Origin of the sequence: Microbulbifer yueqingensis, assembly GCF_900100355.1 — a bacterium.
Lineage (GTDB): Bacteria > Pseudomonadota > Gammaproteobacteria > Pseudomonadales > Cellvibrionaceae > Microbulbifer > Microbulbifer yueqingensis.
This window is the reverse complement of sequence record NZ_FNFH01000009.1, coordinates 18,519-42,768: the sequence shown is the minus strand read 5'-3', so window position 1 is coordinate 42,768 and position 24,250 is coordinate 18,519. Positions and strand designations below refer to the sequence as shown.

The 24,250-nt window shown below is 65.4% G+C and carries 21 protein-coding genes; 10 read left to right on the top strand and 11 right to left on the bottom strand.

What is annotated here, in order from left to right; translation table 11 throughout:
- Window positions 1-18: 18 nt before the first annotated feature.
- On the bottom strand, window positions 19-1,626 hold the full coding sequence (gene murJ, locus BLT26_RS15825) for a murein biosynthesis integral membrane protein MurJ (RefSeq protein WP_091517025.1): 1,608 nt from the start codon (window positions 1,624-1,626) through the stop codon (window positions 19-21).
- A 473-nt stretch (window positions 1,627-2,099) separates the two neighbouring features.
- Here murJ and BLT26_RS15820 point away from each other — a divergent pair, with 473 nt between their 5' ends.
- The 4 genes from BLT26_RS15820 (at window position 2,100) to rpsT (ending at window position 6,157) form a co-directional block, all read left to right on the top strand.
- On the top strand, window positions 2,100-2,792 hold the full coding sequence (locus tag BLT26_RS15820) for an OmpA family protein (protein ID WP_091517022.1): 693 nt from the start codon (window positions 2,100-2,102) through the stop codon (window positions 2,790-2,792).
- Between the two features lie 150 nt (window positions 2,793-2,942).
- A complete protein-coding gene (pdsR, locus tag BLT26_RS15815) occupies window positions 2,943-3,632 on the top strand; it encodes a proteobacterial dedicated sortase system response regulator (RefSeq protein WP_091517019.1) in 690 nt (229 codons plus the stop codon).
- 44 nt (window positions 3,633-3,676) lie between these two features.
- Window positions 3,677-5,764: an ATP-binding protein gene (locus tag BLT26_RS15810; RefSeq protein ID WP_091517011.1), complete on the top strand. Its 2,088-nt coding sequence runs from the start codon at window positions 3,677-3,679 to the stop codon at window positions 5,762-5,764.
- A 126-nt stretch (window positions 5,765-5,890) separates the two neighbouring features.
- Window positions 5,891-6,157, top strand: coding sequence for a 30S ribosomal protein S20 (rpsT, locus tag BLT26_RS15805; RefSeq protein ID WP_091517007.1), 267 nt, complete (start codon window positions 5,891-5,893; stop codon window positions 6,155-6,157).
- A 96-nt stretch (window positions 6,158-6,253) separates the two neighbouring features.
- On the opposite strand, the gene proB is transcribed toward rpsT, so the two are convergent.
- The 4 genes from proB to rplU form a co-directional block, all read right to left on the bottom strand.
- Window positions 6,254-7,384 carry a glutamate 5-kinase gene (gene proB / locus BLT26_RS15800; RefSeq protein WP_091517003.1) on the bottom strand — a complete coding sequence of 377 codons (1,131 nt, stop codon included), beginning with the start codon at window positions 7,382-7,384 and terminating at the stop codon, window positions 6,254-6,256.
- A 102-nt stretch (window positions 7,385-7,486) separates the two neighbouring features.
- Entirely contained in the window at window positions 7,487-8,692 is a 1,206-nt protein-coding gene (gene cgtA, locus BLT26_RS15795; protein WP_091517000.1) for an Obg family GTPase CgtA, read from the bottom strand.
- A 148-nt stretch (window positions 8,693-8,840) separates the two neighbouring features.
- The gene (gene rpmA / locus BLT26_RS15790; RefSeq protein ID WP_091516997.1) at window positions 8,841-9,098 is read right to left on the bottom strand and encodes a 50S ribosomal protein L27; all 258 of its coding nucleotides are present in this window, start codon (window positions 9,096-9,098) and stop codon (window positions 8,841-8,843) included.
- A gap of 18 nt (window positions 9,099-9,116) precedes the next feature.
- Window positions 9,117-9,428, bottom strand: a complete 312-nt coding sequence (gene rplU / locus BLT26_RS15785; RefSeq protein WP_091516993.1) for a 50S ribosomal protein L21 — start codon at window positions 9,426-9,428, stop codon at window positions 9,117-9,119.
- A 294-nt stretch (window positions 9,429-9,722) separates the two neighbouring features.
- Here rplU and ispB point away from each other — a divergent pair, with 294 nt between their 5' ends.
- A complete protein-coding gene (ispB, locus tag BLT26_RS15780; RefSeq protein WP_091516990.1) occupies window positions 9,723-10,685 on the top strand; it encodes an octaprenyl diphosphate synthase in 963 nt (320 codons plus the stop codon).
- 85 nt (window positions 10,686-10,770) lie between these two features.
- Here ispB and BLT26_RS15775 read toward each other — a convergent pair whose 3' ends face one another.
- On the bottom strand, window positions 10,771-12,141 hold the full coding sequence (locus BLT26_RS15775) for a phosphohexomutase domain-containing protein (protein WP_091516986.1): 1,371 nt from the start codon (window positions 12,139-12,141) through the stop codon (window positions 10,771-10,773).
- Between the two features lie 46 nt (window positions 12,142-12,187).
- Window positions 12,188-13,030: a UTP--glucose-1-phosphate uridylyltransferase GalU gene (galU, locus tag BLT26_RS15770; RefSeq protein WP_091516983.1), complete on the bottom strand. Its 843-nt coding sequence runs from the start codon at window positions 13,028-13,030 to the stop codon at window positions 12,188-12,190.
- Between the two features lie 300 nt (window positions 13,031-13,330).
- Between galU and fabA the strand changes: the two genes are divergently transcribed.
- Both fabA and fabB read left to right on the top strand, forming a co-directional pair.
- Entirely contained in the window at window positions 13,331-13,855 is a 525-nt protein-coding gene (fabA, locus tag BLT26_RS15765) for a 3-hydroxyacyl-[acyl-carrier-protein] dehydratase FabA (RefSeq protein WP_091516980.1), read from the top strand.
- A gap of 69 nt (window positions 13,856-13,924) precedes the next feature.
- Window positions 13,925-15,148, top strand: coding sequence for a beta-ketoacyl-ACP synthase I (gene fabB, locus BLT26_RS15760; RefSeq protein WP_091516976.1), 1,224 nt, complete (start codon window positions 13,925-13,927; stop codon window positions 15,146-15,148).
- Between the two features lie 102 nt (window positions 15,149-15,250).
- On the opposite strand, the gene BLT26_RS15755 is transcribed toward fabB, so the two are convergent.
- From BLT26_RS15755 to BLT26_RS15740, 4 genes are all read right to left on the bottom strand, one after another.
- Window positions 15,251-16,093 carry a sugar nucleotide-binding protein gene (locus tag BLT26_RS15755; RefSeq protein ID WP_091516973.1) on the bottom strand — a complete coding sequence of 281 codons (843 nt, stop codon included), beginning with the start codon at window positions 16,091-16,093 and terminating at the stop codon, window positions 15,251-15,253.
- Between the two features lie 14 nt (window positions 16,094-16,107).
- Complete coding sequence (gene ssb / locus BLT26_RS15750) at window positions 16,108-16,689, bottom strand: single-stranded DNA-binding protein (protein ID WP_091516969.1); 582 nt, start codon at window positions 16,687-16,689, stop codon at window positions 16,108-16,110.
- A gap of 169 nt (window positions 16,690-16,858) precedes the next feature.
- Window positions 16,859-18,028 (bottom strand): MFS transporter, encoded by a 1,170-nt coding sequence (locus BLT26_RS15745; protein ID WP_091516966.1) that lies wholly within the window; start codon window positions 18,026-18,028, stop codon window positions 16,859-16,861.
- 121 nt (window positions 18,029-18,149) lie between these two features.
- Window positions 18,150-19,571, bottom strand: coding sequence for a mannose-1-phosphate guanylyltransferase/mannose-6-phosphate isomerase (locus BLT26_RS15740; protein WP_175453155.1), 1,422 nt, complete (start codon window positions 19,569-19,571; stop codon window positions 18,150-18,152).
- An 82-nt stretch (window positions 19,572-19,653) separates the two neighbouring features.
- Here BLT26_RS15740 and uvrA point away from each other — a divergent pair, with 82 nt between their 5' ends.
- From uvrA to BLT26_RS15725, 3 genes are read left to right on the top strand one after another with little or no spacing between them, the layout of a single operon-like run.
- Window positions 19,654-22,479, top strand: a complete 2,826-nt coding sequence (uvrA, locus tag BLT26_RS15735) for an excinuclease ABC subunit UvrA (protein ID WP_091516959.1) — start codon at window positions 19,654-19,656, stop codon at window positions 22,477-22,479.
- Between the two features lie 14 nt (window positions 22,480-22,493).
- Complete coding sequence (locus BLT26_RS15730; protein ID WP_175453154.1) at window positions 22,494-22,991, top strand: GNAT family N-acetyltransferase; 498 nt, start codon at window positions 22,494-22,496, stop codon at window positions 22,989-22,991.
- A gap of 18 nt (window positions 22,992-23,009) precedes the next feature.
- A complete protein-coding gene (locus BLT26_RS15725) occupies window positions 23,010-24,236 on the top strand; it encodes an Nramp family divalent metal transporter (RefSeq protein WP_175453153.1) in 1,227 nt (408 codons plus the stop codon).
- Window positions 24,237-24,250 lie beyond the last annotated feature (14 nt).

Below are 24,250 nucleotides of genomic sequence, written 5' to 3'. Positions count from 1 at the left end.
CCGCCAGCCGGGCCGGGATCAGTCGCTGATCGCGCGGAAGTGCCGCGGGCGCAGGCCGGACAGCAGCAGGATCACCCCGTAAGTACCGGCGCCGGCGCCGACCATGACCGCCATCCGCCAGCCCCGCTGCCACCAGCTCCAGTCTTCCCATTGCGGCCAGAAATAGAGGCCCACTGCCAGTACGGCAATCATGGCCAGGCTGGCCAGGGCCAGGCGCAGCAGGTAACCGCGCCAGCCCGGCTCCGGGCGGTAGAAATCACCCTGGCGCAGCCCCCGGTACAACAACCAGGCATTGATGGCGGCCTGGGCCGCGGTTGCCAGCGCCAGCCCCATATGACCGAGGCGGAAATAGTGATGCAGAGGCAACACGAAGGCGAGACTGAGCACCATCTTGGCACTGATCGCGATAAGGCCGAAACGCACCGGGGTGTAGGTGTCCTGGCGGGCGAAATAGCCCGGCGCCAGCACCTTGATTAACATGAAGGACAACAGGCCCAGGGCATAGGCGCGCAGCGACCAGGCCGCCATCTCCATGTCCCGCGGCTCCATGCGACCGTACTGGAAAAGCGTGGTCAGGAGCGGCTCGGCCAGCACCACAAGGGCCAGCGCCGCCGGCAGGGAGATCAGGGTGACACTGCGCAGCGCCCAGTCGAGCGTATGCCGGAACAGGCGCGGATCGCCGCCGGCATGGTGCCGCGACAACGCCGGCAGGATCACCGTCCCCACCGCCACGCCGAACACCCCCAGGGGCAACTCGGTCAGGCGATCGGAAAAATAGAGCCAGGACACGCTGCCGGTGGGCAGGAAAGAGGCCAGCACCGTATCCAGCACCAGGCTGATCTGGGTCACGGACACGCCGAATATGGCCGGGGCCATCAGCCGCAGGATCTTGCGCACCCCTGGGTAGTGCCAGTCCCAGCGCGGTCGCGGCAACAGCCCCTGCCGCGCAAGGAACGGCAGCTGGAACAGCAGCTGCACCACGCCGGCGGCCAGCACCCCCCAGGCCAGCGCCATAATGGGCGGCTCAAACCAGCCGCTCGCCACCGTGGCTGCCGCGATCAGCACCAGGTTCAGGAACACCGGCGTCAGCGCTGGCACCGCAAACCGGTCGAAACTGTTGAGAATGGCACCGGAGAAGCCGGCCAGCGAAATCAGCATCAGGTAGGGGAAAGTCACCCGCAGCATATCGCTGGCCAGGGCGAACTTTTCCCGCTCACTGCCGTCCCACCACCACCCGAACGCGAAAATCCCGGTGATCAGCGGGGCGCAGAGCACACCGAACAGGGTAAACAGCAGCAGCGCCCCGCCGAGCGCACCGGCCACGCGGTCGTTGAGCTCCCGCGCAGCAGCCAGCCCCCCCTTCTGGCGATACTCCGCCAGCACAGGCACGAACGCCTGGGCGAAGGCGCCCTCGGCGAACAGGCGGCGAAAGAAATTGGGGATCTTGAAAGCAACAAAAAAGGCATCGGCGGCGTCGCCGGCACCGGCGAACCTAGCCAGCACCATGTCGCGCGCCAGTCCCATGACCCGGGACAGCATGGTTGCACCGCCCACCACACTGCTGCCCCGCAACAGGCGGGCAGCGCCGGACTTGGGGGGCTGGTTATCGGTGCTGGACTGGGACAAGTGTCGGCTCCTGGCGTTGGCTGGGTGTCGTGGCCGGCAAGTCTACCGCAATTCATTGCGGCGCTGGGGCGGGTGGAATTGTCTGTATGTTACTACCCGTCCGGTGACGGCAAACTATACTCGAAGTGAGATTGTGGCGCGCTGCAAGGAAAAAACAGCGCGAGGAGATGACGGATGACGTTGAACGCCTTGATTATTGCTCTTGCGCTGGCAGTTTTGCTGTATGTCGCGGTAGTGCTTGGGCCCCGCCCTCCCCGCGTGCGCGTCCGCATCGAGACGCCGCGGGATCACCGCTACAAAAGACTGCATCGCTGATCCGCCGGCGCGGCCATAATTCGCCACAATTGCACCGCTATTGGCCACGTGACTGCCACGGCGGTGCCTCCTTGCGATAGTTCAATAAGTCTCGACCGGCCGCATACGGGCGCGGCCACAACCGAGACGAGACTGGACAATCGCAAGGAGAAAGGACAATGAAAAAGGCAATGATGGCTGTAACCCTGGCCTCCCTGATCGCCACTGGCGCACAGGGGCAGCCGCAGGCACCTGAGGGATCGAAGCTGACTCCGGCCAAGCAGGCCACTGTCTTTACCGGCGCCGCCGTGGCGGGCGCTGCAGTGGGCGGGCCGGTCGGGTTTATCGCCGGCGCGCTTGGCGGCGCCTGGCTCGGCGAACAGATAAGACAAGCAGAAGAGGCAGACATGCTGGCAACACAACTGAGCGCGAGCCGCGCCGAGCTGGGCGACCTGGCGCAACAACTGGACGCGGCACGAACGTCAGCCAATGACGCCAGCACGCTTGCCCTGGATTCGCTTCAATTCCAGCTGCTGTTCTCTACCGGTGAAGACCGGCTGCAGGAGAGCCAGCTGGCGCAGGTCGCCGCACTGGCTGACTTCCTGCGTCGCCACCCGGACCTGCAGGTCCAGCTCGAGGGACGTGCCGATCCCCGCGGCACGGACGGCTACAACAACGTACTGTCTGACCAGCGCGCCCTGAGCGTACAGCGGGCACTGCAGGAGCAGGGCATCGACCCGGCGCGCATCAGCCGGCGCGCCATGGGCTCGACTTACTCCCAGGCGACCCGGGGGGACACTGACGCCTACGCCATGGAGCGCCGGGTGGATATCTACTTCCAGCTGCCGGACGCCGTGGCAGGACACTTCTGAGGCCCGCGCCGCATCCGGCGCCCCGCCCTCCCGACCGACAAGCCTCTCCATACCTTGCGGGCCACGCGGCCCGCTTTTTTGGCATGTGCGCCGCTTTACGGCATGATCAGGGCCGCAACCACCATCAGCCAGCCAGCGAGCAGAAACCGCATGACAGCCACCATCGCCATTGTCGAAGACGAGCGGGCCATCGCGGAGAACTACCGCGATGCCCTGCGCCGGACCGGATACGCGGTCAACCTCTACAGCGCCCGCGCCGAGGCGATCGAGGCTTTCCGCCAGCGGCTTCCCGACCTGGCGGTGATCGACGTTGGCTTGGGACCTGAGATCGAGGGCGGCTTCGAGCTCTGCCGGGAGCTGCGCGCGATGGCGCCGACCCTGCCCATCCTGTTCCTCACTGCACGGGATTCGGAACTCGACATCATTTCGGGCCTGCGGCTGGGGGCGGACGATTACCTGACCAAGGATATATCCCTGCCGCACATGCAGGCCCGCATCAGCGCCCTGCTGCGGCGCGTCAGTGTGCTCCGCGACCAGGCCGACGAGGGCGAGCAGCTCAACCAGGGCGACCTGTCGCTGGATATTTCACGCCTGCAGTGCCACTGGAAGGGGGAGACCATCGACCTGACGGTGACCGAGTTCTGGATTATCCACGCGCTGGCCCGGCGCCCCGGCCATGTAAAGACACGCGGCCAGCTGATGGAGGCGGCCCGCGTGGTGCTCGACGACAACACCATCACTTCCCACGTCAAGCGCATCCGGCGCAAGTTCCAGGCCGTGGACCCGGCCTTTGATGCCATTGCCACCGCCTACGGCATGGGCTACCGCTGGCAGCCCTGAGCTGCTGAGCGCCCGCCACGACTGCCGCCACTGGAGCCCCGACTGTGAAACTGCGCCGCCAACTGCTGCTGGTCAGCCTGTTCGCCCTGGCACTGCCGTGGGCCGGCTGCCAGTACCTACGCCAGGTGGACAGCGCCCTGTCCCAGGGCCAGATGCAGGCCCTGGAGGCAACGGCCAGCGCCGTGGCCGCACGCCTCGCCAGCGCCCCCCGGCTGATCGCCCCGGATACCGCTCGTCCGGGCCGCCCGCCCGGGGCCCAGTTCTACCTGCACCCGCTGCCGCAGCCACCCCTGCTGGATGGGTACGGCGACGACTGGCGCGCGTGGCGACTGCCGCCGCGCGAGCTCAGCGGGGCAGACGGCCAGCCCCTGGCCCAGGTGACCATGGGCCGTGCCGGCGATCGCGTTTACCTGCTGCTCACCGTGGCCGATGACAGCCCTGCCTACCACGACCCCCGCACCGGCCTGGTAGCCAGTGGCGACGCCGTGGAGATCCATACCGGCGGGCGCCACTACACCCTGCCCGTGGCCAGCCAGGGTAACGCCAGCGCCGTGTGGCGCGACGCCCGTCGCGGGGCAGCCCGGCGCGATCTGCGCCTGCGCGGTCGCTGGACCACTTCTGCAGACGGCTACCAGCTGGAACTGGTCTTGCCCTACGGGCTCACCGACGGCGAATTCGCCATTGCCGTGATCGATCGCGCGACCAGTGACGGCGGGCCACCGGAGAGGCGCGCCAGCACGCTGCCGGCAGACGGCCGCCCGGGCCGCCTGGTGCAGCCGCTGCCCGCATTGCAGGAAGAGCTGGAACACTTCGCCCGGCCACACCTGCAGCTGGTGGTGGTCGACCAGGAGGGTTACCGCCTCGCCAGCACCGGCGCCCGGGACAGCGGCGAGGCGCTCGCGCGCCAGCACTGGCTGCGCAACTGGGTTCACCGGCAGTTGCTGGCCGGCAGCCCCCTGCCTAGCATACCTGCGGGCGGGCTGGGCCCAGCCCTGGCACGGGGCCGCGAGACCGTACAGCAGTGGTACCGCGGCCCGCGGGAGACCCGTATCGGCGCCGCCAGCGTGCCGGTAATTACCCGCGCCGACGCTATCGTCGAGCGCCCGTTACTGGGACGCGTCATCGCCCTGCAATCCGGCGATTCGCTGCAGGAACTGACACAGTCCGCCGCCTACCAGCTATGGCTGGTTTCCTCCGCCGCGGCCGGCGGCGCCCTGCTGCTGTTGCTGGGTTATGCGAGCTGGCTGTCGTGGCGGATTCGCCGCCTGCATCGCGCGGCCCGCAACGCGGTGGATGCCAGCGGACGGCTGCGGGGGGATTTCCCCAGGGCACGGATGAACGACGAGCTGGGCGCGCTGAACCGCGCCTTCGCCAGCCTGCTGCAGGAGCTGGACCAGTACCACCAGTACCTGCGCACCCTGGCCAGCAAGCTCTCGCACGAGCTGCGCACACCGCTGGCGGTGGTGCGCGGTTCGCTGGACAACCTCAGCGCCGGCGAGCTGGACCCCGACAGCCGGCGCTACGCCGAACGCGCGCTGGAGGGCAGCAGCCGGCTGTCCGGCATCCTCAACAGCCTCGCCGCCGCCAGCCACCTGGAGGCCAGCATCCGCCGTGCCGAGGAGGAGCCCGCCGAACGCAACCGGGAGGAATTCGACCTGGCGGACCTGCTGCAGGTACTGGCCGAGAGCTACCGCGACGCCCACCCGGGATACCGCTTCACCCTGGACCGCCCGCACGGGCCGCAAGCCTACTGTGGCGCACCGGAGCTGCTGGCCCAGTTGCTGGACAAGCTGGCGGACAACGCCGTCAGCTTTGCCCCCGAGGACAGCGAGATCCGGCTGCGGCTCGAACGGGTGGCGTCCGGCTATCGGATATCGGTGAGTAACGACGGCCCCCTGCTACCCCGGGGCTTCACCCACAAGCTTTTCGACTCACTGGTTTCAGTGCGGGAGGACGCTGGCCGGGCCGGACACCTGGGGCTGGGGCTACACATTGCACGGCTGATTGCCGACTTTCACGGTGGCCGGCTGGAGGCCGCCGATCGGCCCGATGGCAGCGGGGTGGTCTTTACCCTGCACCTGCCCGTGAATCCCGGCGGCGCCAGCGGCCGCCGGGAGGGGCAAAACAGCTGACGGCACAACACCCGCGGGTCGCGGAGAACCGGTTGACAAACAACCAACGGTGGGGATAATGTCGCGTCCCGATCGGGCCCCGGCCCGTTAGTAACAGATTTTCAGAGATTCCAACAGGAGCAACCGGTGGCCAACTCACCTCAAGCGAAGAAACGCGCGCGCCAGAACGACAAGCGCCGCAATCACAACGCCAGCCTGCGCTCCATGGTGCGCACCTACATCAAGAAGGTAGTTGCAGCCATCGATGCAGGTGATGCGGAAAAAGCCAAGACCGCCTACGCAGAAGCAGTGCCGGTCATCGACCGCATGGCCGACAAGGGCATTATTCACAAGAATAAGGCCGCTCGTCACAAGAGCCGCCTGAACGCCCAGATCAAGGCCCTGGCTGCCTGATCTCGCCTTCAGCGAATACAAAAAAGCCCCGCAATAGCGGGGCTTTTTTGTTTCCGGACCACACAGCCCCATGGCGACCCACCGCCGGGCAGGCCCCTACCGGCCCTGCAGGATAAGGTTGTCGCGATGAATGAGCTCATCGTCATCCCGATACCCCAGCAACTCGGCAAACCGCTCTGACGGCTGGCCGACTATCCTGGCCACCTCGGCACTGTCGTAGTTCACCAGCCCCCGCGCCACCTCTTCGCCCGCCCCATTGCGGCAGGCCACCAGCTCACCGCGATGGAAGCGCCCCTCCACGCCGGTTACCCCCACGGCCAACAGGCTCTTGCCCTGGTCCCGCAGGGCTCTCTCGGCCCCGGGGTCCAGGAACAGGCTGCCGCGCAGCTGCAGCTGGCCCGCCAGCCAGCGCTTGCGGGCAGTCATCGGGTCGGCGTCCGGCTGCAAAAGGGTACCCAGCTGCTCGCCGGCACAGACGCGCCGGATGACACCGTCCACAGCGCCGCCGGCAATGACCGTAGCCGCCCCGGAGCGGGCCGCCAGCTGTGCCGCGCGCACCTTGGTGCTCATGCCGCCGCGACCCAGGCCGCTACGGGAGCCCCCGGCCATGGCGGCCAGGGAGGGATCGGCGGCGGATGCCTCGTGGATCAGTGTCGCGGCCGGGTTATCGCGCGGATCCTCCGTGAAGAGGCCATCGGCATCGGTGAGGATCAGCAGCGCGTCCGCCTCCACCAGGTTGGCCACAAGCGCCGCCAGGGTGTCGTTGTCACCGAAGCGAATCTCGTCGGTGACCACAGTGTCGTTCTCATTGACGATGGGTACCGCCCCCAGGGAGAGCAGCGTGCGCAGGGTGCTGCGCGCATTGAGGTAGCGGGTGCGATTGGAGAGGTCGTCGTGATCGAGCAGGATCTGCGCCGTGGGGCAGCCGAAGTGGCCAAAGGCCTGCTCGTAAACCTGCACCAGGTGGCTCTGGCCGACGGCGGCGGCCGCCTGCAGCTGGTGGATGGACTCCGGCCGGCGGCGCCAGCCCAGACGATCCATGCCGGCGGCCACGGCGCCAGAGGACACCAGCAGGACCTCAATGCCCGCTTCGCGCAGCCCGGCCATCTCGGCGGCCCAGCGTGAAATTGCCTCGCGATTGACCCCACGGCCGTTGTCGGTCAACAGCGCGCTGCCTATCTTGATCACCCAGCGCCGGCTGGCGGCGAGCTTTTGCCGAGCTTGCACGGATTCCCCTCCCCCTGACACGGCCCGCAGGGGCCAGACACGCCGGTCCGGCCCAGCGGGCCGGCGAGAAGTTACAATGACCGGTGGAACCGGTCGCAGTGGTCAACGCCGGTATTCTATCTCGACGTCATGGTCATCGTCGTCCCAGTCGTCGTCATCGCCAGCCTGGCCTTTGTCGCCCCGCCGCCGCGCGCGCTGGGACTCGCGCACCTCCTCGATACGCGCACGCGCCTCGCGCTGCATCTGTCGCTGCGCCTCCAGCTCGGCCTCGGCCAGCTCCGGGTCCGCCTCCTCGGCCGCGCGACGCTCTTCCAGGTAGTCCATCAGGCGCCCGGCCAGCTCCGCAGTACCCTCGCCGCGGATGGCCGCCACCCGGAACACCGGCCCTTCCCAGCCCAGCGCATTCACAATCTCGCTACAGCGCTGCTCCAGCTCTCCTGCCGGCACCAGGTCGGTCTTGTTCAGCACCAGCCAGCGCTCGCGCCCGGCCAGGGTGGGACTGAAGGATGCCAGTTCGCCCTCGATCGCGCGGGCATTCTCCACCGGGTCGGAACCGTCAAACGGGGCCAGGTCCACCAGGTGCAGCAGCACCCGGCAACGGGTGAGGTGCTTGAGGAAGCGGATACCGAGCCCGGCCCCCTCTGCCGCACCCTCGATCAGGCCCGGGATGTCGGCGATGACGAAACTGCGGTGCTTCTGCACCTTCACCACTCCCAGGTTGGGAACCAGGGTGGTAAATGGATAGTTCGCCACCTTGGGTTTGGCAGCTGATACGGCGCGGATAAAAGTGGACTTGCCGGCATTCGGCAGGCCCAGCATGCCCACGTCCGCAAGCACCTTGAGCTCCAGCTTGAGGTTGCGCTCGTCGCCGGGGGTCCCCTTGGTGGTCTGGCGCGGCGCACGGTTGGTACTGGACTTGAAGCGGGTGTTGCCCAGGCCGTGCCAACCGCCCTGGGCCACCAGCAGGCGCTCACCAGCCGCAGTCATATCGCCCAGGGTCTCGCCGGTATCCACATCGATGATGGTTGTACCCACCGGCACCTTGAGCACCAGGTCCTCGCCCTTGGCGCCGGTACAGTTGCGGCCGCGCCCCGGCTCGCCGCTGCTCGCGCTGTAGCGGGGCTGGTAACGATAGTCCACCAGGGTATTGAGGGACTCGTCGGCCTCCAGGTAGACCGAACCGCCATCCCCGCCGTCACCGCCGTCGGGCCCGCCCTTTTCGACAAATTTTTCCCGCCGGAAACTCAGGCAGCCGTTGCCACCATTACCGGCCTTGACGTAGATGGGCGCCTCATCGACAAATTTCATGCTCTCTCCACCGCCGCAGCGGTTGCTTCTCTCAATCGCAGTGTAACCTGCGGGACGGGTTCCGGCGGCCCAGCGGCACGGGGAACCAGCCGTACAACGAAAAAGCCCCGCTCAGGGCGGGGCTTTTCGGATCGGGTCAGACAATCGCTCAGGCAGTTTCGATGGAAACGTACTTGCGGTTGTTGGGGCCCTTCACCTCGAACTTCACGACGCCGTCCGCGGTAGCGAACAGGGTGTGGTCCTTGCCCATGCCAACGTTGACACCGGCGTGGAACCTGGTGCCGCGCTGACGCACGATGATGTTGCCTGCCAGTACAGACTGGCCGCCAAAGCGCTTCACGCCCAGGCGTTTACTTTCGGAATCGCGACCGTTGCGCGTACTACCGCCAGCTTTCTTGTGTGCCATGAGTCGTTACTCCTCTGCTTATGCCTTGATGCCAGTGATTTTAACTTCGGTGTACCACTGACGGTGGCCCTGACGCTTCATGGAGTGCTTGCGACGGCGGAACTTGATGATCTTCACCTTTTCGCCGCGGCCGTGGTTTACCACTTCAGCAGTTACCTTGGCGCCGTCGACCAGCGGAGCGCCGATGTTGATGCTGTCACCGTCGACAACCATCAGCACCTTGTCAAAATCGATGGATTCGCCGGTGGCGACTTCCAGCTTCTCCAGGCGAAGAACTTCGCCCTCTTCCACGCGGTGCTGCTTACCACCGCTCTCAATAACAGCGTACATATCTCTATGCTCCGGGATGGACGACACGAAGCAGCGGGCTGACGTCCCGGATTGGTCGAAACCATCCGGTCACTGCCCCGCATTTCGGGAGCTTGCGCCGTGTATTCAATCTGAGTAAAACCTGTCCCGCCGCCGGCTACAGGGAGCCAGCCAAAGCGGGGCGCAGATTCTAATCAATTCGGGACATTGATACAATAGCTGCCCTCCTGCCGGCTGGCGGCCGCCCGCCCCTCCGGCCGGGACCTTGCGTCACCCAGACCGCCCAGCTCATTCAGAAGTATAAGGAAGCCTTGCATGTTGCCATTTCACCGGGTCGCCGCCGACGATTTCGCCGCGGTCAACCAGCGTATTCTCGACCAACTGCACTCGGACGTGCCCCTGGTGGAGAACATCGGCCACTACCTGGTCGAGGCCGGTGGCAAGCGCCTTCGCCCCCTGCTGGTCCTGCTCTGCGCCCGGGCGGCCGGCTACAGCGGTCGCGACCATATTGACCTGGCGGCGATCATCGAGTTCATCCATACCGCCACCCTGCTGCACGACGACGTGGTGGACACCTCGGAGCGGCGCCGGGGCCGGCTGACCGCCAACGCAAAGTGGGGCAATGCCCCGGCAGTACTGGTGGGAGACTTCCTGTACTCCCGCGCCTTCCAGATGATGGTCGCGCTGCAGGACATGGACATCATGGCAATCCTGTCGGAGACCACCAACACCATCGCCGAGGGTGAGGTGCAACAGCTGGTGAACGCGGGCGATCCGGCGGTCAGCGAGGAGAACTACCTGACCGTGATCCACAAGAAGACCGGCGCCCTGTTCGAGGCCGCCTGCGAGACAGCAGCGGTGCTTGCGCAGTGTGCACCGGCGGAGCGGACTGCCCTGAAACTCTACGGTCGCCACCTGGGCCTGGCCTTCCAGCTGGTGGACGACGCGCTGGATTACCGCGGCAATGCGGAGGAACTGGGCAAGAATGTCGGCGATGACCTGGCAGAGGGCAAGCCCACCCTGCCGCTGATCCACGCCATGGCCAACGGCACCGCCGGGCAGGCAGCACTGGTGCGCGGCGCTATCGAGCAACGCAGTGCAGAGCGCCTGGAGGAAATTGTGGCGGCAATCGAATCCTGCGGCTCCCTCGACTACACCATGGACCGCGCGCGCGCGGCCGTGGATGAGGCCCGCGAGCAACTGGCCTTCCTCCCGGAGGGCGAGCACAAGACCGCCCTGCAGCAACTGGCCAGTTTTGCCATCGAGCGCTCGGTCTAGGCAGGCGGGGCGGCTTCCGGGCACAAAAAAGCGGCGCACTGCGCCGCTTTTTTTATGGTCGCCCGCGGTTGTGGCAACCGGGAGGTCAGCCGCGAATCAGCTGCAACAGTTCTTCGGTCTTTTCCTGCATCAGGCCTGTGTCACCGCGGGATTCCACATTCAGCCGCACCACCGGCTCGGTATTGGACATGCGCAGGTTGAAGCGCCAGTCGGCAAAGGCAACGCTCAGGCCATCCACGTGCTCCACGCTCTCCGCGCCCGGGGCGTACTTCTCCTCGGCCGCTTCCAGCAGGACCGCCGGGTCGTCCACCCTGGAATTGATCTCGCCGGAGCAGGGGAAGGCGGCCATCCGCTCACCCACCAGCTGCGACAGGGGCTTGCCGCTGCGGCTGACCAGCTCCGCCACCAGCAGCCACGGGATCATGCCACTGTCGCAGTAGGCGAAATCGCGGAAATAGTGGTGCGCACTCATTTCCCCGCCATAAACGGCATCTTCCTTGCGCATGCGCTCCTTGATAAAGGCGTGGCCGGTCTTGCTCTGTACCGGTTCGCCACCGGCTGCCCGCACGATATCCACGGTATTCCAGGTCAGGCGCGGGTCGTGCACGATTTTTGTCTTCTCGCCGCCGGCAGCCTCCCCACGCTCTTTCAGGAGGAAGGCTTCCGCCAACAGGCCCACCACGTAGTAACCCTCGATGAATTCGCCATTCTCGTCAAAGAAGAAACAGCGATCGAAATCGCCGTCCCAGGCGATACCGAAATCCGCCCCGCTTTCCTTCACGGCACGGGATGTGGACTCCCGGTTTTCCGGCAACAGCGGATTCGGTATACCGTTGGGGAAGTTGCCATCCGGATCGTGGTGCACCCGCACGAACTCGAACGGCAGGTGAGGGGCCAGGGCATCCACGACTGCGCCCGCACCACCGTTGCCGGCATTGACCACCAGCTTGAGCGGCTTGAGCTCAGCGGTGTCAACATAGCCCAGCAGGTGCTTAACGAAGTCGGCGCGGTGCTCGTAGCGCTGCAGCTCGCCGCGACTGCCCGCCGGGGCAAAATCATTTTCCTCGGCCAGCCGCTTGATGTCCTTGAGACCGGTGTCACCGCTGATCGGGCGGCTGCCGGAGCGCACAAACTTCATGCCGTTGTAGTCCATGGGGTTGTGGCTGGCGGTGACACAGATACCACCGTCGAAGTCCCCGTGAAACGTGGCGAAGTACACCTCTTCGGTCCCACACTCGCCGATATGGAAGACATCGGCCCCGGCATCGCGCAGGCCGTTTGTGAGCGCGTCGGTAAGCTCGCCGCTGGTCAGGCGAATATCGTGCCCCACTACTACCCGGCGCGCACCGAGGAACTGCGCAAAGGCGCGCCCCACCCGGTAAGCCACATCGGTATTAAGCTCATCCGGCACACGGCCGCGCAAGTCGTAAGCCTTGAAGCAGGTCAGTTCGGTCATGGATAAATCTCTTACTGGTTAACTCTTGTTGTTCTTTGGGGGGGAATCACCCCTCATTTTCCTGCGCGGGCAGGTAAATGTGCTCGTATACGTGGTTAGTTGCCTCGACGAACCCGTCGACAGAACCGCAGTCAAAGCGACGCCCCTTGAAGCGATAGGCGAGCACACAGCCGCGCTGTGCCTGGGCGAGGAGGGCGTCGGTGATCTGGACTTCGCCATTCTTGCCCGGCGGTGTCTCGCGCAGCCGGTCGAAGATATCGGGAGTGAGGATATAGCGACCGATAATGGCCAGGTTGCTGGGGGCGTCTTCCGCCGCGGGCTTCTCGACCATATCCGTCACCTGGTACAGGCCGGGCTTGATCTCGTTACCGGCAATCACGCCGAACTTGTGGATCTGTTCCCGTGGCACCTCCTCCACGGCAATGATGCTGCAGCGAAACTGCTGGTACAGCTGCACCATCTGCCCCATCACACCGAGGTCGTCGTTCAGGCACAGGTCGTCCGCGAGAACCACGCCAAATGCTGCATCGCCGACCAGGCGTTCGCCCTGGAGAATGGCATCGCCCAGGCCGCGCATCTCGCCCTGGCGGGTATAGGAGAAGCTGGCCCGGTCGATCACGTTGCGCACCGAGTCCAGGTAGCGCTCCTTGCCAGTCCCGGCAACCTGGTGCTCCAGCTCGAAATTGGTATCGAAGTGATCCTCTATGGCCCGCTTTCCCCTGCCGGTCACAAAACCGATCTCGGTCAGGCCCGCCTCGATCGCCTCTTCCACGCCGTACTGGACCAGCGGCTTGTTGACCAGGGGCAGCATCTCCTTGGGCATTGCCTTGGTGGCCGGCAGAAACCGGGTGCCGTAACCGGCCACCGGGAAGAGACATTTTTTCAGCATCCTGACCCCAACTATCTGACCCCAAAGATGTGCTTGCTCTCACTCGCGTCCCCGCGCGGGGGGGCAAGTTACCATATTATGGTTACACACTTCACTCGCCAACCGCCGCCGTGAGACTGCCCCGGGCACCGCAGGGCCGGGCATTTGCGGCGTTCGCCCCCTGCAATCTAGTCAGCAACTCGAGCGATGGTCACAAAAAGACCACTGACTGACTGGACAACCTGTCCCCAGACTTTAGAATGCCCGCTCTTGCAAAAACGCTCACTCCGAGTGGCGTGAACACCCAAACACGGGGACCAAATGAGTAACTTCGTTCAGAAAAGCAGCTATTCCCGCGAAGAATTGCTGGCCTGCTCCCGCGGGGAGATGTTCGGCCCGGGCAACGCACAACTGCCCGCTCCCAACATGCTGATGCTCGATCGCATCACGCATATCTCCAAGGACGGCGGTGCCTACGGCAAGGGCGAGCTGATCGCCGAACTCGATATCCAGCCCGACCTGTGGTTTTTTGACTGCCACTTCCCCGGCGATCCCGTTATGCCGGGATGCCTCGGCCTGGATGCAATGTGGCAGCTGCTGGGCTATTTCCTCGCCTGGAAAGGCAATCCCGGCCGGGGCCGCGCACTGGGTTGTGGCGAGGTGAAGTTTACCGGCCAGATCCTGCCGACCGCCAAGAAAGTCACTTACCATATCGAGCTGAGCCGCCTGGTGGAGCGCAAGCTCGTGATGGGTATTGGCGACGGTTCCGTATCTGTGGACGGCCGGCAGATCTACACTGCCAAGGACCTTCGGGTCGGGCTGTTTACCCGCACGGACAATTTTTAAGTCCGGCCAGGACCAAACCGGACACCGATAACAGCGTACACTGCCGGAAAGTATTACTGGAGACCACTTATGCGACGGGTAGCCATCACCGGACTGGGCATCACTTCCTGCATCGGGACTGATCTCGAGTCAGTAACCGCCTCACTGAAGGCGGGCCGCAGCGGCATCCGTGCCAACGAGGAATACCGTGAACTGGGGCTGCGCAGCCAGGTAGCCGGGCCGGTGGATATCGACTTCAAGGATCATATCGACCGCAAGCACCTGCGCTTCATGGGCGACTCGGCGGCCTACGCCTACATCGCCATGCAGGAGGCGATCCGCACCTCGGGCCTCGAGGACAAGGATATTTCCAACCCGCGCACCGGTATCGTAATGGGCTCCGGCGGCACCTCCACGGCCGCGATTATCGACGCGGCGCAGACCCTCAAGGAGAAAGGGGTGCGCCGGGTCGGAGCATTCCGCGTGCCACAGGTGATGGGCAGCACGGTGTCCGCCTGCCTGGCGACCCCCTTCAAGATCAAGGGTGTCAACTACAGCATCTCCTCGGCCTGTGCCACCAGTGCGCACTGCATCGGCAACGGCGCTGAACTGATCCAGATGGGCAAGCAGGACATCGTCTTCGCCGGTGGGGGCGAGGAACTCGCCTGGAGCCTGACTCACCTGTTTGACGCCATGGGCGCCCTTTCCAGCAAGTACAACGACACTCCCGAGCGTGCGTCGCGCCCCTATGATGCCGATCGCGATGGTTTCGTGATCGCCGGCGGCGGCGGCTGCCTGGTGCTCGAGGAGATGGAACATGCGAAGGCTCGCGGTGCCACCATCTACGCGGAGCTGACCGGCTACGGCGCCACCTCCGATGGCTATGACATGGTCGCCCCCAGCGGCGAGGGCGCGGTGCGCTGCATGCAGCAGGCGCTGGGCGGCATGGACGGCAAGGGGCTGGAGGGCAAGGTCGACTACATCAATACCCACGGCACCTCCACCCCGGTCGGTGACGTCGCCGAACTGAGGGCCATGCGCGAAGTATTCGGGGAATCCGTACCGGCCTTCTCCTCCACCAAGTCCCTGACCGGCCACTCCCTCGGTGCTGCCGGAGTCCAGGAGGCGATCTACTGCCTGCTGATGATGCAGAACGACTTTATCGCCGCTTCCGCCAACGTGGAGAACCGCGATGAACAGGCCGAGGGCATGGATCTGGTCACGGAACTGCGCAATACCGGCTTGCAGCGCGTACTGTCCAACAGCTTCGGCTTCGGCGGCACCAACGCCAGCCTGATGTTCGACAAGGTCTGAGACCAAAGCAGTTCACCCCGCTCCGGCGGCCACAAAAAAGGGCGATCCACCGGATCGCCCTTTTTTGGTTGCCCGCCCGGCAGGCTGGCTGGCGCTATCGCCTCACTGTCCATTGCCCAGGCGCTCCAGCCAGAGTTCCACCTGGCGGGTGAGCCCCTGGCGCCAGCTGCGCTGCTGGATCCCGAACACATCCCGCAACTTGCCAGAGGCCAGCACCGCACTGCGGTTGCCACTGGGTTCCGGCAGGGGCTCGGGCTCCACCGGGCTGCCCTCATCGAGAAAGGACTGGGCCCGTTCAATTGCCTCCCGGGCAAACTCCAGTGCCGTGCAGCTGTCGGCGGCACCGTAATGGTAGGTACCGGCCGGCGGGGCCCCGCTGGCCAGCTGCTGCACCACCGCCACCATCACCCGCACCATATCGGCGACGGTTACCGGGCTGCCGCGGCTCTCGTCGTCCACCGCAATGGACTGTTGACTGAGCAGGGCCCGCAGTACGCGCGCCAGAAGGGCATTCTCGCTGCGATCCACCATCCAGCCAAAGCGCAGGATGGTAAGGTTCCTGCAGCCTGCCAGGGCCTCCTCGCAGGCCAGCCAGTGCCGGCCAGTGTCCGAATCGGCATTGGGCTCGTCGTCCTCGTCGTAGCGCTTGCGCGCTCCGCCGGCGAATACCTGATAAGAGGAAATATGCACCAGGTGGCTGTAATCGTCGCGAGCGGCCAGGTCCCGACAGACCTGGAGGGCCTGCGCCGCGGTATCACTGCCGGCACAGCAGGCTGCATTGATCACGATGGCGCCGGTGCGCAGCTGGTCGAGCTCAGAAGGTGCGAGCAGCTGTACGCGGAAACCGACCCGCTGCAGGCGTTTCTGCAGCGGCCCGTCGATGAAGTTCCCGGCACCGATAACCGCAACCGAGTCCGGCTGGTAACCCGTGTGATAGTCAGGCACGCAGGGCTCTCGGATCAGAAGGGAATATCGTCATCGAAACTGTTGTCGAATCCACCCGCCGGAGCCGGGCTTGAAGGCTGCTGGGCCGGCTGCTGGCTGGACGGCGCCATCGACGAGGGTGCGGAACGCCCCTGGTTGCCCTGGGCATAGGGATCGCCCCCCTGCTGGAAACCGCCACCCTGGTTCTGCTGGCCGTAACCGCCCTGGTTGCCCATGCCCTGGCCGCCCATACCCTGGCCATAGCCACCCTGGTCGCCACGGCCGTCCAGCATCTGCATCTCGTTCGCGACGATTTCGGTGGTATAGCGGTCCTGGCCGGTATTCTTGTCCTGCCACTTGCGGGTGCGCAGGGAGCCCTCGATATAAACCTTGGAGCCCTTGCGCAGGTATTCACCGGCGATCTCTGCCAGGCGGTTGAAGAACACCACCCGGTGCCACTCGGTGCGCTCCTGCTGCTGGCCGGTCTGCTTGTCTTTCCAGGTCTCGGAAGTCGCCAGGTTGACATTGGTGACCGCACCGCCACTCGGCATATAGCGGGTCTCCGGGTCTGCCCCCAGGTTGCCGATCAGAATTACTTTGTTGATACCCTTGGCCATGGCCCTCTCCTGTTTCGCCCGGCATTTCCCGGGCGGCAATCGTCAAATAATCAAAAATTTTTTAGCTTGTCCCAGCTCACTGCCCGGCGCCACCAGGGCGCAACGGATGGCCGCCCCGCGCAACCAGTGTATTTTTATCCAGCAGCATACAACAGTAGCTGCCGGGGGCCTAGCGCGAGGCCGGCAGCGCCCGCCCCTGCAGGAGCCACCACAGCAGGCCCCAGGCCACCACCACCGCCGCGCCCAGGGCGGCGACCCCGCCGGCACCGCCTGCGCCGTACAGGTACCCCCCCAGGCTGCCCCCGGCAAAGGCACCGAGGAATTGCAGGGTGGCATACAGGCCGCTGGCGGCGCCGCGAGCCCGCGCCGGGGCTGAGCGGGTCAGCTGCGCCGGCAACAGCGCCTCGAGCAGGTTGAACGCGATAAAGAACACTGCCAGCAGGGCCAGCAATCCCACCTCGCCCACCGGCAACACCAGGGCGGCGCTGCCGCAGGCGAGACCGGGAAGCGCCAGCGCCATCGCCCGCGACACCCGGTCGCGCCTCTCCGCCCAGCGCATCAGCGGCAACATCAGCAGGAAGCTGCCCAGCATCAGGGGGCCATACACCTTCCAGTGCTCGGCGCCCGGCATGCCCAGCTCCCGCACCATCACCAGCGGCAGGGGCACGAACAGCGCCGTAAGCAGCAGGTGGGAAAAGAATACCCCGGCCACCAGCCGCCAGGTGCCGGTATCGCCGACCAGCCGGCGGAACTCGCGGTTGTGCACCGCCGGACGCGCCGGCTCTGCCGGCGTCGGCACCAGGCGCCACAGCATCAGCATACCCAGCAGGGCCAGCCCGGCGGTCAGCCAGAAGATGGCCGCGAGGCCGCCGACACCGGCAAGGAGCGGCCCCAGCAACATCGCCAGCATGAACGAAAGGCCGATAGCTGCGCCGATGGCCGCCATCGCCTTGCCACGGTTCTCGTCGCGGGTCAGGTCCGCCATCAGCGCCATGGTGGCCGCAGCGATGGCACCGCAGCCCTGCAGTACCCGTCCGGCGATCAGCCCGTAGACTGAATCGGTCTGCGCGGCTACTGCGCTGCCCAGGGCAAAGACGCCGAGGCCGAGAAAAATCACCGGCTTGCGGCCCCAGCGATCCGACAGCATGCCCAGGGGGATCTGCAGCAGTGCCTGGCTGAGGCCGTAGGCCCCCAGCGCGATCCCCAGCAGGAACGGCGTACTGTGGCGATACTCGACCCCGTACACAGACAGCACCGGCAGCACCATAAACAAGCCGAGCATGCGGAATATGTACAAGGAGGCGAGTCCCGACAGGGCTCGTCTTTCAGTGGGGTCCATGGGGCGATCCGGGCGCACAGAAATTATGGGCGCGCATTGTAACAGCGCAGGGGGGGCGGTGGGGAAGCGGAACCCGGCCGTCGCGCTTCGACGACCGGGTTGTGTGACAGCAGGAAGGGGATCAGTTGCGTCCGTACTGGTCCTCGAACCGCACAATATCGTCCTCGCCCAGGTAGCTGCCCGACTGCACTTCTATCAGCTCGAGGGGGATAGAGCCGGGGTTTTCCAGCCGGTGAGTGACGCCCAGGGGAATATAGGTGGATTCATTTTCTGAAATCAGCAGCTCTTCCTCGCCCCGGGTGACGCGGGCAGTGCCGCGCACCACGATCCAGTGCTCGGCGCGATGGTGGTGCATCTGCAGCGACAGCTGCCGGCCCGGCTTGACCACGATACGCTTGACCTGGAAACGCGGCCCGGCATCGATAGAGTCGTAGTAGCCCCAGGGCCGGTAAACCTTGCGGTGGGCCCTGGCCTCGCCGCGGCCCCTCTCCTGCAGCCGCCCCACCAGTTTCTTGACCTCCTGCACGCGACCCTTGTCGGCGATGAGCACTGCGTCGTCGGTGTCGACCACTATCAGGTCGCGCACCCCCAGTAGGCTGACCAGCCGGCCATCCGCCCGCACCAGGCAGCCCGAGGAGCTCTCGGCCAGGACGTCGCCCTGCAGCATATTGTCGTTGGCATCCTTGTCAGCCAGCTCCCACAGGGCGGACCAGGAACCCACATCGCTCCAGCCGGCCGACATGGGTACCACCGCGGCCGCCTCGGTTTTCTCCATGACGGCGTAGTCGACCGACTCGCTGGCACAGCCGGCGAAGGCCCCGGCATCGACCCGGGTAAAATCCAGGTCGCGCCCAGCGCCGCCGTATGCCGCGCGGCAGGCATCGAGGATATCGGGGCGGTGCTGGCCCAGCTCTTCGAGGAAGCGCGAGGCGCGGAACAGGAACATACCGCTGTTCCAGCTGTAGTCGCCGCTGGCCACATAGGCCTCGGCAGTGGCCGCGTCCGGCTTCTCCACGAATTCGGCAACTTTCCAGGCGCCCTGCCACAGCTCCTCACCGCGGCGGATGTAACCATAGCCGGTCTCCGCCGATGTCGGCACGATACCGAAGGTGACCAGGTGCCCCTGTTCCGCCAGCTCCGCGGCATCGGCGACCGCATCCTGAAAGCCTGCCACGTCGGCCACGACATGATCCGCCGGCAATACCAGCAACAGTGGATCCTGGCCCTGTTCGCAGGCGGCCAGGGCCGCGAGCGCAATCGCCGGGGCCGTGTTACGGGCGCACGGTTCGAGCAGAATCGTCTGCGCTGCCTGCCCGATCTCCTGCAGCTGCTCCGCGGCAGCGAAACGGTGTTCTTCGTTACAGACCAGGATCGGCGGGGCCACCCCGGCCAGCCCGTCAAGGCGCTGTGCCGTGGCCTGCAGCATGGTCTCACTGCCCGCCAGGGGCAGGAACTGTTTCGGGTAGGCTTCGCGGGACAGCGGCCACAGACGCGAGCCGGTGCCGCCACAGAGGATGACAGGGATCATTGTTTTCCGTTGCATTCGTTGATTCGGCCGGGGATTTTGGCACAAGTACCTGGCAGATTATACTTGCCTGTTTTCCGGCCAAACCACAGGACACAGCGTGGATACGATTTATGTACGGGGTGCGCGCACCCACAACCTGAAGAATGTCGACCTGGACATTCCCCGCGACAAGCTGATCGTGATCACCGGCCTCTCCGGTTCCGGCAAGTCGTCGCTCGCATTCGACACGCTATACGCCGAAGGGCAGCGTCGCTACGTGGAGTCGCTGTCCACCTACGCCCGCCAGTTCCTGTCGATGATGGAAAAGCCCGATGTGGACACGGTGGAGGGGCTGTCCCCGGCCATCTCCATCGAGCAGAAATCCACTTCCCACAACCCGCGCTCAACCGTGGGCACCATTACCGAGATCTACGACTACCTGCGCCTGCTGTTTGCCCGCGTGGGCGAGCCCCGCTGTCCCGACCACGGCGCACCGCTGCAGGCACAGACCGTCAGCCAGATGGTGGACCAGGTACTGGCCCTGCCGGAGGGTACCAAGGTCATGTTGCTGGCACCGGTGGTCCGCGACCGCAAGGGTGAGCACCTGCATGTGTTCGAGCGCCTGCGCCGCGACGGTTTTGTGCGCGCGCGCATTGACGGCCTGGTCTGCGACCTGGACGACACCCCCAAGCTGGACAAGCGCCGCAAGCACACCATCGAGGTGGTGGTGGACCGCTTCAAGGTGCGCGACGACCTGCAGCTGCGCCTGTCCGAGTCATTCGAGACCGCGCTGCAGCTGACCGAGGGCATCGCCTCCATCAGTTTCATGGAGGGCGACGACGAGGACCGCCTGTTCTCCGCCCGCCACGCCTGCCCGGTATGCGACTACTCACTAAACGAGCTGGAGCCGCGGCTGTTCTCCTTCAACAACCCGGCCGGAGCCTGCCCCAGCTGTGACGGGCTGGGCGTGAAGCAGTTCTTCGACGAGGAGAAAGTGATCCTGGACGCGGAGAGCAGTATCTCCGAGGGCGCTATCCGCGGCTGGGACCGCCGCAACATCTATTACTACCATATGCTCGACTCCCTGGCCGAGCACTACGGGTTCGACCTCGACAAGCCGTGGAACAAGCTGCGCAAGGCCCATCGCGAGGTGATCCTCTACGGCAGCGGCGACGAGGTGATCGACTTCAGTTATGTCAACGACCGCGGTGACGTCACCGTGCGCCGCCACACCTTCGAGGGCATCATCCCCAACTTCCAGCGCCGCTACCGGGACACCGACTCGCAGTCGGTGCGCGACGAGCTGGCCAAGTACCTGAGCACCCAGAACTGCCCGGAGTGCAAGGGCACGCGCCTGCGCCGCGAGGCGCGCAACGTGTTTGTGGACGACCGGACCCTGGCCCAGATCACCGCGCTGCCGGTGGGCGAGGCCTTCGACTACTTCGCCCACCAGCTGCATTTCCGCGGCGCCCAGAAAGAGATTGCCGACAAAATCCTCAAGGAACTGCGCGACCGCTTCCGCTTCCTCGTGGATGTGGGGCTCAACTACCTGACGCTGAACCGCAGCGCCGAGACCCTGTCCGGCGGCGAGGCGCAGCGGATCCGCCTCGCCAGCCAGATCGGCGCCGGCCTTGTGGGCGTAATGTACATCCTCGACGAGCCGTCCATCGGCCTCCACCAGCGCGACAACGAGCGCCTGCTGGCCACCCTCACCCACCTGCGCGACCTGGGCAACACCGTGATCGTGGTGGAGCACGACGAGGATGCCATCCGCAGTGCCGACTTCATCGTCGATATCGGCCCGGGTGCCGGCGTGCACGGCGGCGAGGTGGTGGCCGCCGGCCCGGCCGAGGCCATCACCGCCTGCGAGCGCTCACTTACCGGCCAGTACCTGTCCGGCACCAAAAAGATTGCTGTGCCGGAGGAGCGCTATCTGCCCAACCCGGACTACCTGCTGCGTATCGAGGGCGCCACCGGCAACAACCTGCAGGATGTGGACCTGGAAATCCCGGTGGGCCTGTTCACCTGCGTGACCGGGGTTTCCGGCTCGGGCAAGTCGACCCTGATCAATACCACCCTGTATCCACTGGCGGCGACGGCGCTGAACAAGGCCACCACGCTCAAGGCCTCCCCATACAGGACGGTGCACGGCCTGGAGCATTTCGACAAGTGCGTGGATATCGACCAGAGCCCCATCGGCCGCACGCCGCGCTCCAACCCCGCCACCTATACCGGGATTTTCACCCCTATCCGCGAATTGTTTGCCGGCACCCAGGAGGCGCGTTCGCGCGGCTACAAGCCGGGCCGCTTCAGCTTCAACGTCAAGGGCGGGCGCTGCGAGGCCTGCCAGGGCGACGGCGTGATCAAGGTGGAGATGCACTTCCTGCCGGATATCTACGTGCCCTGTGACACCTGCAAGGGCAAGCGCTATAACCGCGAGACCCTCGAGGTGCATTACAAGGGCAAGAACATCAACGAGGTACTGGAAATGACCGTGGAGGAAGCGCGGGAATTCTTCGACCCGGTACCGGCCATCGCCAAGAAACTCCAGACCCTGATGGACGTGGGCCTCTCCTATATCAAGCTGGGCCAGGCCGCCACCACCCTGTCCGGCGGGGAGGCGCAGCGGGTGAAGCTGTCACGCGAGCTGTCCAAGCGGGATACCGGCCAGACCCTGTATATCCTCGACGAGCCCACCACCGGCCTGCACTTTGCCGATATCCAGCTGCTGCTGGACGTCCTGCACCGGCTGCGGGACCACGGCAACACGGTGGTGGTAATCGAGCACAACCTGGATGTCATCAAGACCGCCGACTGGATTGTGGACCTGGGCCCCGAGGGCGGTTCTGGCGGCGGCCAGATCATCGCCACCGGCAGCCCGGAGGAGGTGGCGGAGATGGAGGTATCCCATACCGGTCGCTTCCTGAAGCCGATGCTGCAGTAACGGGGCCATTAGCGGTGATAGAAACAGCCCGACTGCTGCTGCGAAAATTCACGCTGGACGATGCACCGGACTTCTATGCCCTCAGCGCGCACCCCGAGGTGGTCCGCTACACCGGCCAGGCGCCGTTCAGCTCAATGGCCGAGGCCACCGAGGCCCTGAAAAACAAGCCGTTGCGTGATTACCGCGAGCGGGGCTTCGGCCGCCTGGCCTGTATCGAGAAAGCCACGGGCAACCTGATTGGCTTCTGTGGCCTCAAGTTTGTACCGGAAATCGATGAGGTGGATATCGGCTACCGCTTCCCGCCGGCATACTGGGGGCGCGGACTGGCCACCGAATCGGCGCAGGCTGTGATGGCCTGCGGTCGCGGGGAGATGGGCCTGCGGCGGATTGTGGGGTTGGTCCAACCGGAAAATACCGGCTCTGCCCGGGTGCTGGAAAAACTGGGCATGCGGTTCGAGCGGGAAGTCGATTTGACCCCGGAGGAAACGGGGCTGCACCTCTACGCCAGATAAACACAGAACATAAAAATAATGAAAATCAGCAAGCACCTGAACATCGGCCCCGCCGCCATGGTGGCGGCCGCCTTCATCGGCCCCGGCACCGTGGTCACCGCCAGCCTGGCGGGCGCCCGCTTCGGCTACGCCCTCTTGTGGGCCCTGCTATTTGCCGTCATTGCCAGCGTGGTGCTGCAGGAGATGGCCGCTCGACTCGGCGTCGTCACCCAGCGGGGGCTGGGGGAAAATATCCGCGAGACCTTCCAGCAGCCGCTGGCCCGCTTCGCCGCCATCACCCTGGTGGCCAGCGCCATCCTGGTCGGGAACGCCGCCTACCAGGGGGGCAATATCGCCGGGGCCAGCCTGGGAATTCGCGCGCTTGCCGGCAATGCCGGCCTGCCCGGATGGGGTTTCAACCCCTGGGCGGTGGTGATCGCGCTGCTCGCCTTTGTCTTGCTGTGGAGTGGCAGTTACCGCCTGATCGAGAAATCGCTCGTGGCCCTGGTAGGCCTGATGAGCCTCGCGTTCCTGGCCACCTTTGCCATCAGCCGGCCCGATATCGGCGGCTTCCTGCAGGGATTACTGGTACCGCGTATACCTGAGGGGGCGGCGCTCACCGTAATCGCCCTGATCGGTACCACCGTGGTGCCCTACAACCTCTTCCTGCACAGCTCCAGCGCCAGCCAGAAATGGCGGGATGCGCGGGAGCTGCCGCTCGCGCGCGGCGACCTGCTTTTCTCCATTCCGCTGGGCGGACTGATTTCTATCGCCATCGTTGGCACCGCCGCCGCGGCCTTCTTCCGCCACCAGCTCGAGCTGCAGGGGGCCGGCGATATCGCGGCAACCATGCGGCCCCTGTTCGGCGACCTGGCCACCACCCTGATGGGCATCGGGCTCTTTGCCGCAGGGATTTCCTCGGCACTGACTGCGCCGCTGGCGGCCGCCTATGCGCTGTGCGGCATCCTGGGCCTGCGCCCGGACCTGCGCTCGAATGCGTTTCGCGCTATCTGGGTTGCGGTGCTGGTTACCGGCACGGGCGTGGCCGCGCTGGAACTGAAGCCGGTGAAAGTGATCTGGTTCGCGCAGGTTGCCAATGGTCTGCTGCTGCCGGTTATTACCGCCTTCCTGTTGTGGGAAATGAATACCTCCAGGCTGGGGGAATACCGCAACTCCCCCTGGCAAAACCTGGCCGGGCTGCTGGTGCTGCTGGTGACGGTCATGCTCGGCGGGCGCAGCCTGATGTCGGCGTTCGGGCTGCTGTAATTCCCCGACCAGCC